This is a genomic window from Algoriella xinjiangensis (genome assembly GCF_900115015.1).
Lineage (GTDB): Bacteria > Bacteroidota > Bacteroidia > Flavobacteriales > Weeksellaceae > Empedobacter > Empedobacter xinjiangensis.
Genome location: NZ_FOUZ01000008.1, coordinates 165939 through 183430, shown reverse-complemented (window position 1 = coordinate 183430; position 17492 = coordinate 165939). Strand labels below are relative to the sequence as shown.

The 17492-nt window shown below is 31.9% G+C and carries 17 protein-coding genes; 11 read left to right on the top strand and 6 right to left on the bottom strand.

Annotated elements, in window-relative coordinates:
* Positions 1-43: 43 nt before the first annotated feature.
* Both purH and purD read left to right on the top strand, forming a co-directional pair.
* Positions 44-1555: a bifunctional phosphoribosylaminoimidazolecarboxamide formyltransferase/IMP cyclohydrolase gene (gene purH / locus BM072_RS09425; RefSeq protein WP_092908412.1), complete on the top strand. Its 1512-nt coding sequence runs from the start codon at positions 44-46 to the stop codon at positions 1553-1555.
* An 18-nt stretch (positions 1556-1573) separates the two neighbouring features.
* The gene (purD, locus tag BM072_RS09420; protein WP_092908411.1) at positions 1574-2854 is read left to right on the top strand and encodes a phosphoribosylamine--glycine ligase; all 1281 of its coding nucleotides are present in this window, start codon (positions 1574-1576) and stop codon (positions 2852-2854) included.
* A 52-nt stretch (positions 2855-2906) separates the two neighbouring features.
* Here purD and BM072_RS09415 read toward each other — a convergent pair whose 3' ends face one another.
* Genes BM072_RS09415 through BM072_RS09405 form a run of 3 tightly spaced genes read right to left on the bottom strand, consistent with a single transcriptional unit; the run spans position 2907 to position 4534 of the window.
* Positions 2907-3293 (bottom strand): hypothetical protein, encoded by a 387-nt coding sequence (locus BM072_RS09415; protein WP_092908410.1) that lies wholly within the window; start codon positions 3291-3293, stop codon positions 2907-2909.
* A complete protein-coding gene (locus BM072_RS09410) occupies positions 3293-3514 on the bottom strand; it encodes a VF530 family protein (protein ID WP_092908409.1) in 222 nt (73 codons plus the stop codon). Before BM072_RS09410 ends, BM072_RS09415 begins: the two co-directional genes overlap by 1 nt.
* Before the next feature lie 30 nt (positions 3515-3544).
* A complete protein-coding gene (locus BM072_RS09405; RefSeq protein ID WP_245752110.1) occupies positions 3545-4534 on the bottom strand; it encodes an ADP-ribosylglycohydrolase family protein in 990 nt (329 codons plus the stop codon).
* Positions 4535-4700: 166 nt separating this feature from the next.
* Here BM072_RS09405 and BM072_RS09400 point away from each other — a divergent pair, with 166 nt between their 5' ends.
* The 4 genes from BM072_RS09400 (at position 4701) to BM072_RS09385 (ending at position 7565) form a co-directional block, all read left to right on the top strand.
* Positions 4701-5591 carry a DnaJ C-terminal domain-containing protein gene (locus tag BM072_RS09400; protein ID WP_092908407.1) on the top strand — a complete coding sequence of 297 codons (891 nt, stop codon included), beginning with the start codon at positions 4701-4703 and terminating at the stop codon, positions 5589-5591.
* Between the two features lie 3 nt (positions 5592-5594).
* Positions 5595-5852 carry a chaperone modulator CbpM gene (locus tag BM072_RS09395; RefSeq protein ID WP_092908406.1) on the top strand — a complete coding sequence of 86 codons (258 nt, stop codon included), beginning with the start codon at positions 5595-5597 and terminating at the stop codon, positions 5850-5852.
* A 67-nt stretch (positions 5853-5919) separates the two neighbouring features.
* Entirely contained in the window at positions 5920-6834 is a 915-nt protein-coding gene (rlmF, locus tag BM072_RS09390) for a 23S rRNA (adenine(1618)-N(6))-methyltransferase RlmF (protein ID WP_092908405.1), read from the top strand.
* Between the two features lie 236 nt (positions 6835-7070).
* A complete protein-coding gene (locus tag BM072_RS09385; protein WP_092908404.1) occupies positions 7071-7565 on the top strand; it encodes a c-type cytochrome in 495 nt (164 codons plus the stop codon).
* 118 nt (positions 7566-7683) lie between these two features.
* Here BM072_RS09385 and BM072_RS09380 read toward each other — a convergent pair whose 3' ends face one another.
* Positions 7684-8763 carry a TerC family protein gene (locus BM072_RS09380; RefSeq protein ID WP_092908403.1) on the bottom strand — a complete coding sequence of 360 codons (1080 nt, stop codon included), beginning with the start codon at positions 8761-8763 and terminating at the stop codon, positions 7684-7686.
* 111 nt (positions 8764-8874) lie between these two features.
* Here BM072_RS09380 and BM072_RS09375 point away from each other — a divergent pair, with 111 nt between their 5' ends.
* The 5 genes from BM072_RS09375 (at position 8875) to lon (ending at position 16178) form a co-directional block, all read left to right on the top strand.
* Positions 8875-10629, top strand: coding sequence for a glycoside hydrolase family 3 protein (locus BM072_RS09375; RefSeq protein ID WP_245752108.1), 1755 nt, complete (start codon positions 8875-8877; stop codon positions 10627-10629).
* Between the two features lie 44 nt (positions 10630-10673).
* Positions 10674-11756, top strand: coding sequence for a serine hydrolase domain-containing protein (locus BM072_RS09370; protein WP_245752106.1), 1083 nt, complete (start codon positions 10674-10676; stop codon positions 11754-11756).
* Between the two features lie 23 nt (positions 11757-11779).
* Positions 11780-12916 carry an N-acetyl-alpha-D-glucosaminyl L-malate synthase BshA gene (gene bshA / locus BM072_RS09365; RefSeq protein WP_092908400.1) on the top strand — a complete coding sequence of 379 codons (1137 nt, stop codon included), beginning with the start codon at positions 11780-11782 and terminating at the stop codon, positions 12914-12916.
* Between the two features lie 241 nt (positions 12917-13157).
* Positions 13158-13553 (top strand): hypothetical protein, encoded by a 396-nt coding sequence (locus BM072_RS09360; RefSeq protein ID WP_092908399.1) that lies wholly within the window; start codon positions 13158-13160, stop codon positions 13551-13553.
* 186 nt (positions 13554-13739) lie between these two features.
* On the top strand, positions 13740-16178 hold the full coding sequence (gene lon / locus BM072_RS09355) for an endopeptidase La (RefSeq protein WP_092908398.1): 2439 nt from the start codon (positions 13740-13742) through the stop codon (positions 16176-16178).
* 73 nt (positions 16179-16251) lie between these two features.
* Here the strand turns inward: lon and BM072_RS09350 are convergent, their stop codons facing one another.
* Positions 16252-16938 carry a DUF6048 family protein gene (locus BM072_RS09350; protein ID WP_092908397.1) on the bottom strand — a complete coding sequence of 229 codons (687 nt, stop codon included), beginning with the start codon at positions 16936-16938 and terminating at the stop codon, positions 16252-16254.
* Positions 16892-17491, bottom strand: a complete 600-nt coding sequence (locus BM072_RS09345; RefSeq protein ID WP_092908396.1) for a DUF6452 family protein — start codon at positions 17489-17491, stop codon at positions 16892-16894. Before BM072_RS09345 ends, BM072_RS09350 begins: the two co-directional genes overlap by 47 nt.
* Position 17492: the final 1 nt, after the last annotated feature.

Here is a 17492-nt window from a genome sequence, read left to right as displayed (position 1 = left end):
AGTAAAAATAAACAAACAATAAACTTTAAAAACTAAAAACAAAATGCAAAAACAAGCGCTAATCAGTGTTTCGGATAAGTCAAACTTATTAGAATTTGCACAATTCTTGGTTGAACAAGATTACAAAATCTTATCAACTGGAGGAACATACAAACATTTACAAGACAATGGAATTGAGGTTACAGAAGTAAAAGATGTAACTGGATTTCCGGAGATTTTAGATGGTCGTGTAAAATCGTTACATCCAGCAATTCATGGTGGTATTATGGCTCGTCGTTCGGATGAAAAACATATGGCGACAATTGCAGAGCACGGTATCAACCCAATTGATATTGTAATTGTAAACTTATATCCTTTCTTCGAGAAAATGAACACAGGTCTTTCTGAAGCTGAAATGATTGAGTTTATTGACATAGGTGGACCATCAATGTTGCGTTCTTCTGCAAAGAATTTTTACGATGTTACTGTTGTAACGGACGTAAATGATTACGAAACAATTATAAATGAGATTCGCGAAAACGGATCAACTTCTATTGCAACACGTAAATTATGTGCAGGTAAAGTTTTTAACTTAACATCGGCTTACGATGCAGCGATTTCTACTTACATTTTGAACGAAGATTTTCCTCAGTTTTTAGAGTCTTCTTACGAAAAAGTAATGGATTTACGTTACGGTGAAAATCCACATCAAAAAGCAGCTTATTACGTTGATAAAACGAAAAATGGAGCAATGAAAGATTTTGAATATTTACAAGGAAAAGAACTTTCTTTCAATAATATTCGCGATATGGATTTGGCTTATAAAGTTGTATCAGAATTTGAAGAAACAACATGTTGCGCTGTTAAACATTCTACACCTTGTGGAGTTGCAATTGGTGATAATGTTTTAGAAGCTTATGAAAAAGCGTACGAATGTGATCCAATGTCAATTTTTGGAGGAATCATTGCTTTTAACAGAGAAGTTGATGGAAAAACAGCGGTAGCATTAAATAAAATTTTCTTAGAAATAGTTATCGCGCCTGCATTTACGGAGGAAGCGTTAGAGGTTTTTAAACAAAAGAAAAATTTACGTATTATCAAAGTTCAAAATCCAGTTTCGGACAAAGTAACTTATGTAAAAGTTGATGGCGGATTAATTGTTCAATCAACAGATAATCAGTTTTCGCAAGATTTAAAAGTTGTGACTGAAGTTCAGCCAACAGATAAACAAATGACAGATTTAGTTTTTGCTCAAAAAATTGTGAAATGGGTAAAATCTAATGCAATTGTTGTTGCAACAAATGGTCAAGCTTACGGAATTGGTGGTGGTCAAACAAACCGTATTTGGGCGGCTCAGCAAGCAATTGCTCGTGCAAAAGAAAAAGTTGACCAAGATTTAGTTTTGGCTTCAGATGCGTTTTTTCCGTTCCGTGATGTAGCAGATTATGCAGCAGAAAGTGGAATAAAAGCGATCATTCAACCAGGTGGATCTATCAAAGATCAAGAGTCTATTGATGCTTGTAACGAGAGAAAAATCCCGATGGTGTTTACAGGAATGAGACATTTTATGCATTAATTTATTAAGAAAGAAATCATGAATGATATAACTCAAAATTCGCAGTCAACTAAAATCCTAATTATAGGAAGTGGAGGTCGCGAACATGCAATTGGATGGAAATTTGCAGAAGATTTTAAACAAAAAAATGAAACTGTAGAGCTGTTTTTTATTCCAGGAAATGCAGGAACTGCTCAAATCGGAACAAATATTTCGGTAAATTCTGTTGATGAAATGAAAGATTTCGCAAAAGAAAATTTAATCGATTTAACTTTTGTAGGACCAGAAATTGAGTTGGCAGAAGGTATTGTTGATATTTTTCAGAAAGAAAATTTAGCTGTTTTCGGACCACATAAAGCTGCTGCGCAATTAGAGGCTTCTAAAGCTTTTGCAAAGGATTTTATGGATAAATATGGTGTAAAAACGGCGAAGTATAAGAATTTTCAGGGACCAATGTTGGCGATTGAATATTTAGAAAAACAAGACTATCCAATTGTTGTAAAAGCGTCTGGTTTAGCCGCAGGAAAAGGTGTAATTATTTGCCAAGATTTTGAAGAAGCGAAACAAGCTGTTTTAGACATCATGGAAGATAAAACTTTTGGTGACGCAGGTAACGAAGTTGTTATTGAAGAATATTTAGAAGGTTTTGAAGCGTCTATTTTATCATTTTTTAATGGTAAAAAAATAGTTCCATTTGTTTCTGCGAAAGACCACAAGAAAATTGGTGAAGGAGAAACTGGTTTAAATACTGGTGGAATGGGCGTTATTGCTCCAAATCCATTGTTTACAGACGAACATTTCAAGATGTTTGAAGAAGAAATTATGGAGCCTACAAAATGTGGTTTAATCAAAGAAGGATTAGAGTTTGCAGGTGTTATTTTCTTTGGATTAATGATTACGACAAAAGGCGTTTATTTGTTAGAATATAACCTAAGAATGGGCGATCCAGAAACACAAACAACTTTACCATTGTTAGAAAATGATTTGTTTGAGGTTGTAAATAAAGCAATCAAAGGCGAAGATTTTGATTTAACTTTCAAAAAACAACATGCATGTTGTGTGGTAATGGTTTCGGGTGGATATCCAGGGAATTACGACAAAGGTTTTGAAATTCGTGGATTAGAAAATCTAACTTGTCCTAATTTTATTGCAGGTGCAAAAGTTTCTGGTGAAGAAATTGTAACATCTGGCGGACGCGTAATTAATATTGTTGGATTGGGTGAAACGTTGGAAGATGCACGAACAATTGCGTATGAAAACATTCAGAAAATTCATTTTGATTACGAATATTACAGAAAAGATATTGGAATAATTCAATAAAAAAATAGTTTAGATTATAAAAAAAGCGTTTCAAATGAAACGCTTTTTTTATTTATTCTGAAAATTCGATATAATAAACATCACTGTTATTTCGTGGTATTTTTCTGTACTCAAAACCTCCAGCTTGAGGAATTAATTCGACCAAATCAAATGATTTACAACTTTTTGATAAACCATTAAAAATTAAGGTGAAATCTAATGACGAACCTTCTTCAATATATGTCCAAGTTAGGTACATTGTAATTCCTTCCGCATAAACCAATTGGCAATTTTTGTTATTTTGATTGTCAATAAGATACGTCGAAGGCCAAATACGCGCAGCATTCGAGTATTCGTCTGCAGTCATTTTGCAATGAATAATTACTTGACTTTCTTCTTCAATAGAAGTTAAAAGCGCCGAATCAATAAAAACTTTTTCTTCGAGAATTGTTGCATTCATTACTTTGCAATTTTTTTAAGATACAATTCTTCAACCTTTGTACGCGCCCAATCTGTTTTTCGAAGAAATTTTAGCGACGATTTTAAGCTCGGTTCATCATTAAAACATTTTATGTTAATTTGATTTCCTAAACCTTCCCATCCGCCGTAATAAACAACTAATTCTTCGATAATATCATCTAAACGTTTTCCGTGTAATGGATTATTTTTCTGATTTTCCATTTCACAAAATTACAAAGAATTAATCTTTATTTATAATTCAATTCGCTCATATTTTTCTTCTAATCGATGTGCTAAATCTAAAATATCACGTAAACGTGCCAATTGCTCAACCCAATGTTTCGGAATCGATTCGTAATCATAATAAATTCCTGCAATTCCGCCCGCAACACACGCAATTGTATCGGTGTCATTTCCAAGATTTACAGCTTTCAAAACACATTCGTGGTATGAATTAGAATGTAATAAACACCAAATTGCAGCTTCTAAAGTATCAATTACATAACCAGTAGATTTTATTTCATCTTCTGATATCGTGATTAAATCTCCGTTTAAAATTCGTTTAAAAAACGGATATTCTGCTTGGTATTCATTATTTGTTTCTAAATATATTTTCAACCAAAAATTTGTATTCAAATAAGCTTCTTCTAAAGATTCAGCTTCTAATAAATTTAAGGCAAATTCAACATAATAAATACATGCCAAAACCGAACGATTGTGTGCATGTGTGATAGAAGAAACGTCTTTTATGATTTTGCAACGCTCATCAATCGATAAATCTTTCAAGAAAACAGCCAAAGGCAAAATTCGCATTAACGATCCATTTCCATTATCTGTTTCGGCTGTAGAACCAGCTTCTGTAGGATTTTTAGCTACACGTAATTTGTTAATTGCTTTTCGCGTAGCAATACCAACATCAAAAACTTCGCCGTCTGCTGTCCAATAACCTTCGTGCATCCATTTCTGAAAATTTTCAGAAATATCATTCAAATCAAGACCATTGCAAAGCGATTCTGCCAAACAAAACATAAGCGAACTATCGTCCGAAAAAGTACCAGGAGGCATATTATACGTTCCAAAGCCAATCATATCTGTTATTGGATTATCTTTTAAGGTTTGCCTGCTTTTAAATTCGACAGGAACACCTAATGCATCTCCAATTGCGGCTCCCAATAATATATTTTTAGAGATATTTTTTCTATACATAAACCAATAATTATAGGATGAAAATAATGTATTCATTTGAATTATTTGGATTTATTTTTAATTAATATTCAATTATTTGTCTAAATCAGTAACAAATCGTAAAAATTGTCTGTATTAAGAAAAATTAAACATTTTTTATAATTTTTATGCTAAAAATGGTCTTTTTTTTGATTAGATTAGACTACAAAACTTATTGATTACTATGGCATTTATAGATTATTATACAATTTTAGGCGTGCCAAAAACGGCAACAAAAGACGAAATAAAAAAAGCATATCGAAAATTGGCGCGTAAGCATCATCCAGATTTAAACCCAAATAACGATGAAGCTGCGCAAAAGTTTAAAGAATTAAATGAAGCGAATGAAGTTTTAAGCGATCCAGAAAAACGTGCGAAATACGATAAGTATGGAGAGAATTGGCAACATGGTGAAGAATATGAAAAAGCGCGTCAACAACAGCAACACAGCTATTCGAGAAATGAGTATGATGGAGCCGAAGGTTTTGATGATTTTGACGGTTATTCTGACTTTTTTGGGTCAATGTTTGGACGCGAGGGAAGAAGTAAATCTGCAGGATTTAAAGGTCAAGATGTAAATGCAAGTTTGACATTAAATTTGACAGATATTCTTGTTTCGCAGAAGCAAACATTAACTGTTAATGGTAAAAATATTCGCCTTACGATTCCTGCAGGTGTAGAAGATGGACAAACAATCAAGATAAAAGGTCATGGTGGTAAAGGCTATAACAACGGACCGAATGGAGATTTGTATATCACGTTTCATATCAATAATAACACAAATTTTGAAACGCAAGGTGCCGATTTGTATACAACTGTTGAGGTAGATTTGTATGATGCAATTTTAGGTGGTGAAGTAGTGATTGATACCTTAAATGGAAAAGTAAAAGTGCCTATAAAAGAAGGAACTGAAAATAATAAAAAGGTTAAATTGAAAGGAAAAGGTTTACCTATTTATAAAAAAGAAGATCAGTTTGGCGATTTATATGTGACTTTTTCCATTAAAACACCAACTAATTTAACGGCAGAAGAAAAAGAATTGTTTGAGAAATTACGTTCAATCAAAAAAGCTTAAAACATGAAAAATATTACGATATCAGTTATTCAGTTTAGTCAATATCATAAAATTGAACCACAATTTGTGATCGACTTGTATCAAAATGGATTAGTTGTTTTGCATGAACGTAATCAAGAATATTTTATAGAAGAAGATGATTTAACAATTGTCGAAAAATTTATTCAATTTCATTATGATTTAGGCGTAAACATCGAAGGTTTAGAAGTTATAGATCATCTTTTGAAACAGATTGATCGCTTACAAAAACAAATTAAATAAACGAATACCTAACAACCTTTGTATAAAACTGCAAAGGTTGTTATATTTTTGTAGAAATATTTTTAAAATGAGTACTCCTGAAAATAAGAGTAAGTTAAAAAAATTACATTCGCGCAATCGTCATTTAGCGCCTTATAATTTTGAAAAATTGTGTGCGGTTTATCTGCCACTTTCTAAATATATCAAACCAAATAAAGAAAACGAACCAACAATCACTTTTTCTGATCGTGAGGCTGTAAAGGCTTTAAACAAGGCTTTACTAAGAACATATTACGATATTGATTATTGGGAATTACCAAAAGATAACCTTTGTCCACCGATTCCTGGTCGTGCAGATTACATTCATTACGTTGCCGATATTTTAGGCGAAAGTTTTGATGGCGTTATTCCACGCGGCAAAGATGTTAAAATTTTGGACGTTGGTGTTGGTGCCAATTGTATTTATCCGATTATCGGAAATTACGAATATGATTGGAATTTTGTTGGTGCAGAATTAGATTTCGAATCGCATAAAAATGCTGAAACAATTGTACGTAAAAATGCACGTTTACGCAATAAAGTTGAGATTAGATTGCAATATAATCAAAGTAATATTTTCAAGAATATTATCAAACAAGGCGAAAAATTTGACATGACAATGTGTAATCCACCCTTCTTTAAATCAAATCAAGAAGTGATGGAGCAAACAATGCGTAAGTTGAGAAATCTTGGTCAAAAATCAGATCAAAAACCAATTCAAAACTTTGGTGGAAGTAATTCTGAACTTTGGTGTAGAGGAGGAGAGCGTCTATTTATCACAAAAATGATAAAAGAAAGTGTCGAATTTAAGCATCAAGTAAAATGGTTCTCGACATTGGTTTCGCGTAAAGAAAATTTACATGTTTTAGAAAGTACTTTAAAACGTGAAAAAGTAAGAGATTACAAAATCGTGAATATGCAACAAGGAAACAAAATTTCTAGAATTTTAGTTTGGCGTTTTTAAGTATTAGCAAATAATAAACGTTCAGTTTTATAATTTAATTTTGTTGTCATTCCGAATATAATGAAGAATCTTGCTAGATTAATCGTTTCCTGGAATGACAAGAATCTTTGAAAATGAATGTATAACAGCTGATTACGAAGAATCATAAAGAAGTTATTTAAAATTAATCCAAATTTTTATTCATTTATAATTAGGATTGAGATTTGTTTTAACTTGTCTTAATCAAAAGAGACAATATGAAAACAAAAAAAATAATCGCTTCATTAGGTGTAATTGCACTTATGTTTAGCATTTTTTCGTTTACAACTTCACGCCAAGTTGATACAGGAAAAGAGTTATCAGATCCGGAATGGAAAAACTTAAAAGTTTTACCTCAAAACATTTCTGAAGATAGTTTGAAAGGATTAATGCGCGGTTATAATGCAGCGTTAGGTGTAAAATGTAATTTTTGCCATGCCGAGAATCCAGAAACTAAGAAGATGGATTTTTCGAGTGATGCTAAAAAAGAAAAAGAATTTGCACGTCACATGATTGTGATGACACGTGATTTAAATGCGAAGAATTTTAATTGGGATAACGCAAAAAATCCAGAACAAATAAATGTTGTTACATGCGTAATGTGCCACAGAGGAAATGAAAGTCCAACAAAATCATTGCAAGAAGTAACAAAAGTAGAAAGTGTTACGGAGGTTGTAAAACCATTGAAAGAAGCAGTTAAGAAAACAAAATAAGTAAATAATCACTCAAATAATAAATGATGGTCGAAAGAAATTTCGACCATTTTTTTGTTATAAAAAAAGTCGGAAAAGTTACTTTCCGACTAAAAATATGTTATGTTTTTAAATCTTTCTATTTAGATTCATTTGCTTTATTTGCAAGCAAAGACCATATAATTGTTGTCAATAAAACTCCACCAATTATTGTAAGAGAAACTGTTGATTCGAAATGATAGAAAGGCATAATAATCATTTTTAAACCAATAAAAGTTAAGATGATTGCCAAACCATAATGCAGTTTATTAAATTTATCCATCGAATTTGCTAATAGAAAATACAACGAACGTAAACCTAAAATTGCAAAAATATTAGACGAATATAAAATAAATGGATCATCTGGCGCAACCGCAAAAATTGCAGGAATACTATCTACAGCAAATACCAAATCTGTAACTTCAATCACCATCAAAGCAACAAATAAAGGTGTTGCCATTTTAACACCATTTTGTACTGTAAAAAATTTATCCTTATCAAAATTAGGCGTTACTTTAAAAAATTTATGTACCAATTTTACTCCAAAATTGTTTGATAAATCTGTGTCTTCATCATCATTGTTAGATGACCAAGATTTGATTCCAGCATAAATTAAGAAGAAACCAAAAACAGTTAAAACAACATTTGGACGGAAAAATTCTCTTGCAGCTAAATTTGCATGTTCCGCTGTATCGCTTAAATTAAAATGCCAATCTCCAATAGAAAATGCAGGTAAATACGTCATTTTTATCAACTCTACTCCAGCAAAAATAAAGATTGCTCTAAATAATAAAGCACCTAAAATTCCCCAAAATAAAACTTTGTGTTGATACTCTTTCGGGATTTTAAAAAATCCAAAAACGAGAATAAAAACAAATAAATTATCAACGGATAATGCTTTTTCTATCCAATAAGCAGCCTGAAATTGCGAAAATTTATTAATTGCGAAAGCATGACCATCCGCTTCTTTAAAAACAAAATAAATTACTCCACTAAAAATCATGGCTAAAGAAATCCAAACGACGGTCCAAGTAAGTGCCTCTTTGTTTGAAACAGCGTGTGCATTTTTGTTAAAAACACCTAAATCAAGCAGCAACATTATAATTACTGCGATGGCAAAAACAGTTATTAATCCAGGATGATTTAACATACTATCCTGCACTACACTGAAAATATTCATATAATATAAATTTAATTTACAATTTAGCATAAATTTACCAATCGTAAACGATTCGTAAATTTTTTTATATTTCTTAAAAACATAAAGCGAGCAAATTTAATTCAATCTAGAATGAAAAGATTACTAAAAGGAATAATATTAACAATTATTTTAACGATCAATCCAAAAGCGCAGACTTTTGACCCACTTTACAAAGATTCAATTCAATTAAAATGGGTTGACGAAAAATATAATTCGATGACTTTAGAAGAAAAAGTTGGACAATTATTTATTGTTGCCGCATATACAAATAAAGATTCTATTCACGAGAATGATATTTTAAAATTAATTCAACAAGAAAAAATTGGCGGATTAATTTTTATGCAAGATCAAGCTGTTAAGCAAATTGAGTTAACAAATAAGTTTCAATCAATTTCTAAAATTCCTTTATTAATCGGTGTTGATGGCGAATGGGGATTGGCAATGCGTCTTAAAAATGTAGAACGTTTTCCTTGGAATATGACGTTGGGTGCTTTGCGTGATAATGAATTGGTTTATCGTGTTGGAAAGCAGATTGGAATACAAGCGAATCGTGTTGGAATACAATTTAATTTTGCGCCTTCGGTAGATGTTAATGTTAATCCGAATAACCCGATTATCGGAAATCGTTCGTTTGGATCTAACCCTGACCGTGTGGCAGAGAAAGGAATTGCGTACATGAATGGGATGAAATCTCAGAATGTGTTATCATCTGCAAAACATTTTCCTGGACATGGAAATACAGATCAAGATTCGCACAAAGTTTTACCATTAATTCCAGATAATAAACAAGATTTAGAAAAATATCACATTGCACCGTTCAAAAAAATGATTGCAGCTGGTGTGCAATCGGTAATGGTAGCGCATTTAAATGTGCCAGCTTTAGAGCCAGATCCAAAAACACCTTCAACTTTATCTAAAAAAATTATTACAGATTATTTAAAAGGTGAGTTAGGTTTTAGAGGTATTGTAATTACAGATGCACTAAATATGGATGGTGTTGCAAAAATGTTTGCGCCAGGAGAAGTAGATTATAGAGCTTTTGTGGCTGGAAATGATATTTTGTTATTTTCTCAAAATGTAAAATTAGGAAAGCAAAAAATTATTGAAGCAATTAATAAAGGCGAAATTTCTGAAGTTCGTTTAGAAGAAAGTGTAAAGAAAATTTTAAAAGCAAAATATATTACGGGGCTTAATGACTTTAAACCTTTAAATCCGACCAATGTTTTTGATGATTTAAATTCTCCAGAAAACTTAGCGTTAACAACTAAAATTTTTGAGAAAGCAACAACAGTTGTAAAAAATAATGACAAAACATTACCAATCAAAAAAGTCAATCAAAAAATTGCATTTGTACCATTAGAGCAAACAGATTATGATCAATTTTTGACACATTTACAAAAATATGCGAATGTAGAATTAGTAAATGTAAAAGATCCATCTCAAATTAATTTATTAAATGAGTATGATGTTGTAATTACGGGTGCATTTTTATCTAACGAAACGGTTTATAAACCATATAAATTATCGGCAAATTCTAAAGCAATTTTAAGTGCTTTGCCAAAAGATAAAAAGAAAATTTTGTCTTTGTTTACGAGTCCTTATGGTTTGAAAGATTTAGATTTATCTAATTTAGATGCGGTTACGGTACAATATCAAAACACAAAAGATGCACAAACAGCAGCGGCGCAAGTTATTTTTGGAGCAATTGATTCTGAAGGAACTTTGCCAGTTGATATTAATGCAAATTTGAAAGAAGGACAAGGAATTGTAACAAAACATATTAAACGTTTAGGATTTACAGCGCCAGAAAATGTAGGATTAGGAAAAAAAAACTTTCAGAAATAGATAGAATTGCAGAAGAAACAATTGCTAAAAATTACACGCCCGGAATGCAAATTTTGATTGCAAAAGACGGAAAAGTAGTTTATGACAAAAGTTTTGGAACACAAGATAAAAATTCTTCAAAAAAAGTGAAGTGGACAGATTTGTATGATGTCGCTTCAGTTACAAAGGTGACGGCAACGTTGCCTTTGTTGATGTTAGCAGTTGGCGAAAATAAAATAAATTTAGAGCAAACGCTTGGCGAAATTGATGCAGCAGCTAAAAACTCGAACAAATCAAACTTAAAGATACGTGAAGTTTTGGCGCATCAAGCAGGTTTAAAACCTTGGATTGGTTTTTATAATGAAACTGTGAATGTGAAAAATGCGCGTTTGTATTTAGATTATTATTCGAGAAAACAAGATGCAGAGCATCAAATAAAAGTGACCGATAATATTTTTGTCATCACTACCATAAAAGATACGATTTACGAAGATATTTACAAATCGGCACTTGGACGAAAGTCGTATGAATATTCGGATTTAGGATATTATATTTTCAAGAAAAAGTTAGAACAAGATTATCAGAAAGATTTAAATCAATTAACGCAAGATAAATTTTATCAAACATTGGGCATGTATCGCACAGCCTATAATCCGAAAGATAAATTTGAGTTAGAAGAAATCATACCGACAGAATATGACAAAACTTACAGAAATCAATTGGTGCATGGTTTTGTTCATGATCAAGGTGCAGCAATGATGGGTGGAATTGCAGGTCATGCAGGTTTATTTTCTAATTCGATTGATTTAGCAAAATTGATGCAAATGTATCTTAATGGTGGCGAATATGGTGATGAGGTTTATTTGAAGCCCGAAATAATTAAAGAATTTACAAAACAACAATATTCGGGTAATCATCGTGGTGCGGGTTTTGATAAAATAATAAGTAGTTTAAGCAAAGGACCATCTGCCGAAAGTTTTGGTCATACAGGCTTTACTGGAACAATGGTTTGGGCAGATCCAAAATATAATATCGTGTATATTTTCTTATCAAATCGAGTAAATGTTGGAGTAGAACCTAACAATTTGTCAATAAAAAAAGTGAGAGAAAATATTAGACAAGTAATTTACGACGCAATTTTACCTTAAATTTGACCAAATAAAAATAATAAATGAAGATAGGAATCGTATGCTATCCAACTTATGGTGGTAGCGGAATTGTGGCAACTGAGCTTGGAATGGATTTGGCCGAATCAGGTCATCAAGTTCATTTTTTTAGTACAAGTTTGCCTGCTCGTTTAGATAATAAATTACCAAATATTTATTTTCATCGTGTTTTTGTAGAAACTTATCCATTGTTTCAATATCAACCATACGATCTTGCGTTAAGCACAATATTAGGCGAAGTTGCCGAAAAATATAAGTTAGATTTGGTGCATGTACATTACGCCATTCCACACGCGTATGCGGCATATTTTACAAAGATGATGTTGCGCGAAAAAGGAATAAATTTACCCGTAATTACAACTTTGCATGGTACAGATATTACGTTGGTTGGGAAACATCCGGTGTACAAATCGGCGGTTGAGTTTTCTATCAATCAATCGGATATTGTAACATCAGTTTCAGAAAGTTTAAAACAAGACACGTTAGATATTTTTAATATTAAAAATGAGATTTGCGTTGTTCCAAATTTCATCGATAATCAACAATATTTACCCGAACAAGATAGTTGTTGTAGAAGTAATTTTGCTTCGACGGGCGAACGTATTATTTTACATGTTTCTAACTTAAGAAAAGTAAAAAGAATAGAAGATGTTATCGGAACATTTAACCTTATTCAGAAAGAAATTCCTGCACGTTTAATTATTTGTGGCGAAGGTCCTGAATGGGAAATGGCAGAACAATTGATAGAAGAATTAGGAATTGGAGATAAAGTAAAAAGCCTTGGAATGGTGAATGATTTACACGCTGTACTTCATGCTTCCGATTTATTTTTATTACCATCCGAACAAGAAAGTTTTGGTTTAGCAGCTTTAGAAGCAATGGCGGCAAGTGTACCGGTTGTTTCGTCTAATGCAGGCGGTTTGCCCGAAGTAAATATTGACGGTGTTACGGGTTATACCTGCCCGATTGGAGATATTGAAATGATGGCAGAAAAAAGTTTAGAAATTTTGAGAGATGATAAAACTTTAAATGAGTTTAAATATCGTGCAAAACAACAAGCCATCGCTTTTGATAAAAAGAATATTCTACCACAATATGTAGAAATATATAAAGAAGCAATCGCAAAATCTAAAATCGGGTAATTCCCGATTTTTTTTTATCTTATTCAAACTAATCTTAATACCTAAAATATGTTAACCAAAGTAGTTTTTCCAAATCCATTTGGTTTTCCAAAACCAGAACAGACAGAAGTTTTGATATTACAAGAAACATATCATTTTTCTAATGAATATGCTAAATTTTTGTGCGAGCAAAATGGATTTAATGATTTAGTTTTTTTCGAATCAGATTACAACAACATTTTTAGGAGAAGAACCTTGGCAATTGTTTGGTTGTCTCTATGGTCTAAATTCTACTTCAGATTATTACGATTTATTAGAAGCACAAACTTATAATATATTCGAAGATATTTTTTTTCATATAGGTACAGATCCAGCTGGAAATAGTTTTGTCGAAATTTTACAAGGATCCAAAAAAGGTTGGATTGGTTGTATAGACCATGATTTGTATATAACGCATGAAACATTAGATTCTTTTTTGACTGAATTAGAAGATGAAACAGATTTTGAAGCTTTAAATAAATTCTCAAAAGCTGAATTAGCAGATATATTGGTTTCTGAAGATTTAGGTTTAATTAATTTTCATGCAAAATCAATGAATGAATTTCTTACCAATTGTTTCATAATACAAGATGAAACTATTTTAATAAAAGATATTTAATTTATTCTCATCATAAACCTTTATTGAAAAACTGACAAGATTTTACCTTGGCACAAGGTTTGACTTAATTTATAGACACTTTTTAAAAAGGATTTTAGACGAAGAATTCTAAAACTTTTATTCTATTTAAAAAGATATAGTCAGTTAAAATGGTTTATACTGACACTTTGAACGTTTAAGAAAATTATGAATATAGACAATTTGTCATTAGCACAAGTAATGGAAGAAGAAATCGAATTAATTCCTTTGATGAGTAAAGACGAAGAAAGTAAGTTGAGTAAACAAGACATTTCTTCGACATTGCCTATTTTATCGTTAAGAAATACAGTCTTATTTCCGGGCGTGGTTGCACCAATCACAGCAGGAAGAGATAAATCTATAAAACTTTTAACACAAGCATATAAAGAAGACCGCATTATTGGGGTTCTTTCTCAAAAAGATATTGCCGTAGAAGACCCTATGCCAGAGGATTTGTATGAGGTTGGTACAGTTGCAAAAATTATGCGAATGATAAAATTGCCAGATGGTAACATCACGGTAATTTTACAAGGAATGAAACGTTTTAAGGTTAAAAAATATGCAACAGAAGATCCATATTTTACGGCTGAAGTAGATATTTTAACAGAAAAAGTTCCGACTTCTCGTAACAAAGAATATCCAATTATAATTGATTCTATTCGCGATTTGGCCTACCAAATAGTAGAAGAAAATCCGATGTTGCCGTCAGAAGCTGCAAGTGCTATAAAAAGCATAGAAAGTAACACGTTTTTAATCAATTTTGTTGCATCTAATTTGATGTTAAATATTGATGAAAAACAATTGTTGTTAGAAATTTCAGACATGAAACTTCGCGCATTAGAAGTGATGCGTTTTATGAATCTTGAATTGCAAAAACTTGAATTGAAAAATACAATTCAAAACAAGGTTCGTAAAGAACTAGATCAACAACAAAAAGAATATTTCTTAAATCAGCAGATCAAATCTATTCAAGAAGAATTAGGTGGAAATTCGACAGAGGAAGAAATCAACGAAATGCGCAAACGTGCATTAACAAAACGTTGGACGGAAGAAGTTGCGAATCATTTTGATAAAGAAATTAATCGTTTGGCGCGTCTTAATCCACAAATGCCCGAACATAATATTCAGCGTAATTACCTTGAATTTATGTTGGATTTACCTTGGATAGAAATTACAAAAGATAATTTTGATATAAAAAATGCGAAGAAAATTTTAGACCACGATCATTATGGTTTAGAAGATGTAAAAGAACGTATTTTAGAGCATTTAGCCGTTTTGAAACTGAAAGGTGATATGCGTTCGCCAATTCTTTGTTTATATGGACCTCCGGGTGTTGGTAAAACATCGTTGGGGAAATCTATTGCAGAGTCTATTGGTCGTAAATATGTGCGTATGTCTTTGGGTGGTTTACACGATGAATCTGAAATTCGTGGACACCGTAAAACCTACATTGGCGCAATGCCAGGACGTATTTTACAGTCAATTAAAAAGGCAGAATCATCAAATCCTGTTTTTGTTTTAGATGAGATTGATAAAATGACAGCAAGTGCGCACGGAGATCCTTCGTCTGCAATGTTAGAGGTTTTAGATCCAGAGCAAAACTCAAATTTCTATGATAATTTCTTAGAGATTGGATATGATTTATCAAAAGTATTTTTTATTGCAACTGCAAATAACATTGGTGATATTCCAAGTCCGTTACGCGATCGTATGGAGATGATTAATATTGCGGGTTATACAATTGAGGAGAAAACTGAAATTGTAAAACGTCATTTATTGCCAAAACAATTGTTAGATCATGGTTTGGGCGAAAAAGATGTTGTACTTGGTAAAAAAGAAATTGAGTATTTAATAACAGGTTACACGCGCGAATCGGGAGTTAGAAACTTAAATCAAAAAGTTGCTAAATTGGTTCGTAGCGCAGCAAAACATGTTGCATTAGAAGAAGAATTTAACAAAAAATATTCGATAGAAGATATTTCTAAAATATTAGGACCATCTATCACTCCAGATCAATATGAAAATAATGATGTTCCAGGTGTTGTAGTTGGTTTAGCTTGGACTAGTGTAGGTGGTGATATTTTATTTATAGAATCTATTTTATCAAAAAGTAAAAATGGAGGACTTTCTATCACAGGAAATTTAGGAACTGTGATGAAAGAATCTGCAACAATTGCGTTAGAATATATAAAAGCGCATGCAGATGAATTGGGTATAAAATCGGATGTTTTCGAAAATTATAAAGTTCACATTCATGTGCCAGAAGGTGCAACGCCAAAAGATGGTCCATCTGCAGGTATTACGATGTTAACGTCGTTGGTTTCGTCTTTTACACAGCGTAAAGTGAAAGCAAAATTAGCCATGACAGGCGAAATTACATTAAGAGGTAAAGTTTTACCAGTTGGTGGAATTAAAGAGAAAATTTTGGCTGCAAAGCGTGCAAATATTAAAGAAATTATTTTGTGTGAAGACAACAGAAAAGATATCGAAGAAATTAAAGCAGAATATGTAAAAGGAATGATTTTTCATTATGTAAAAGAAATGAAGGATGTTCTTGAAATTGCTTTAACCGATCAAAAAGTAAAAGGAGCAAAAGTTTTAGATTAAACTTTTAATTATATCAATACAAAAAAAGCAAGCTAAATATTTAGCTTGCTTTTTTATTTTTATGCTAGATTTTTTATTTAATCTTATAAGAAATTCCCCAAAAAATAGGCATATTAAATGGACCACTATTTTTTCCGTAACCCGGAATAACCAATGGTTCAATTTCATCATCTTTTTTACCACCTAAATATACAGCAGGATGAAAAGCCAATTCGCCATAAAAATTCTTAAAAATTTCTACGCGACCACCAACTACAGCTTCTACCCAAAAAGCACTAACATCGGCCTTTGGACGAGAGCCACTATCTATAATTATGTTAGATTGTAAATCGCGAATAGGATAACTATTGATGGTTTGCGAATATTTAGAATACGCAACTCGTCCACCAATGTAAATTCCGTTCGATTGATTTTCTACATCTTGCGTAATAAACCAATTGGCACCAAGTTTTGCAAAAACGCCATCAACATCAACATTCCAATTAATTTGATCAAATTTATTTTTCTCGTAACCAGCTTCGGCAACCAAATGCCATTTGTTGTTAAGTTGATACGATGCAAATGCACTAACGCCTTGCTTGTCTGTAAATGCAGAAACAACAGGGTTGAATAAATCTACACCGATAAAAATATCGTGGTTGATTTTTTTCTGAATTGTATCTGTTACTGAAACTTTTGTAGAATCAGTTTTATTTTTTTGCGCAAAAGCAAAACTAATTGCGCTCGTCAGTAAAAAGCTTAATAACAGTCGTTGAGCCATCTTTAATTTCTGTGTTTACAGTTTCTATACTTTTTATCCAATTTCCTGGTCCCGAACCTTTTTTGGTTACCAATGATACTTTTATACCTTTAAAAGTTAAGCCGTAGCCGCATGCTTTTGATGTATATGTATTACCAATTGTATCATATTCTAAAATCAAACGATCACGTTTTGCTAAAATTGTATTCGTAATTTGATTGGTAACTGGATCTCTAATTTCTTTATCTGGTCCTTGTGCAATGGTATAAAAAACTTTTTTATTGGGATTGTTACGCAAAACAATTCCGAAACTTGATTTATTTAAAACGACTCCATTTTCTATTTGAACAGTGTCTTTACTTGTATTTGTTGGTATAGAATCTTTTAAAACATACGCCCAATAATAGATAGAATCTTCTAATTTAACATCTGTACCATTATAATACATATCGGCAACCATACGCGGCACTTCGCCTTCGTCTGTACAAATATCATCGTCTTCGCAACTATAAAATGCCGAAGCAACTAGAAGTGCAAATAAACTATACTTGAAGAAAGATTGAATTTTTTTCATT

What these genes read in the sequence shown, in the direction of transcription:
- purH (WP_092908412.1), top strand. Translation starts at nt 44, where the DNA reads ATGCAAAAACAAGCGCTAATCAGTGTTTCGGATAAGTCAAACTTATTA.
- purD (WP_092908411.1), top strand. Translation starts at nt 1,574, where the DNA reads ATGAATGATATAACTCAAAATTCGCAGTCAACTAAAATCCTAATTATA.
- BM072_RS09415 (WP_092908410.1), bottom strand. Translation starts at nt 3,293, where the DNA reads ATGAATGCAACAATTCTCGAAGAAAAAGTTTTTATTGATTCGGCGCTT.
- BM072_RS09410 (WP_092908409.1), bottom strand. Translation starts at nt 3,514, where the DNA reads ATGGAAAATCAGAAAAATAATCCATTACACGGAAAACGTTTAGATGAT.
- BM072_RS09405 (WP_245752110.1), bottom strand. Translation starts at nt 4,534, where the DNA reads ATGAATACATTATTTTCATCCTATAATTATTGGTTTATGTATAGAAAA.
- BM072_RS09400 (WP_092908407.1), top strand. Translation starts at nt 4,701, where the DNA reads ATGGCATTTATAGATTATTATACAATTTTAGGCGTGCCAAAAACGGCA.
- BM072_RS09395 (WP_092908406.1), top strand. Translation starts at nt 5,595, where the DNA reads ATGAAAAATATTACGATATCAGTTATTCAGTTTAGTCAATATCATAAA.
- rlmF (WP_092908405.1), top strand. Translation starts at nt 5,920, where the DNA reads ATGAGTACTCCTGAAAATAAGAGTAAGTTAAAAAAATTACATTCGCGC.
- BM072_RS09385 (WP_092908404.1), top strand. Translation starts at nt 7,071, where the DNA reads ATGAAAACAAAAAAAATAATCGCTTCATTAGGTGTAATTGCACTTATG.
- BM072_RS09380 (WP_092908403.1), bottom strand. Translation starts at nt 8,763, where the DNA reads ATGAATATTTTCAGTGTAGTGCAGGATAGTATGTTAAATCATCCTGGA.
- BM072_RS09375 (WP_245752108.1), top strand. Translation starts at nt 8,875, where the DNA reads ATGAAAAGATTACTAAAAGGAATAATATTAACAATTATTTTAACGATC.
- BM072_RS09370 (WP_245752106.1), top strand. Translation starts at nt 10,674, where the DNA reads ATGCAAATTTTGATTGCAAAAGACGGAAAAGTAGTTTATGACAAAAGT.
- bshA (WP_092908400.1), top strand. Translation starts at nt 11,780, where the DNA reads ATGAAGATAGGAATCGTATGCTATCCAACTTATGGTGGTAGCGGAATT.
- lon (WP_092908398.1), top strand. Translation starts at nt 13,740, where the DNA reads ATGAATATAGACAATTTGTCATTAGCACAAGTAATGGAAGAAGAAATC.
- BM072_RS09350 (WP_092908397.1), bottom strand. Translation starts at nt 16,938, where the DNA reads ATGGCTCAACGACTGTTATTAAGCTTTTTACTGACGAGCGCAATTAGT.
- BM072_RS09345 (WP_092908396.1), bottom strand. Translation starts at nt 17,491, where the DNA reads ATGAAAAAAATTCAATCTTTCTTCAAGTATAGTTTATTTGCACTTCTA.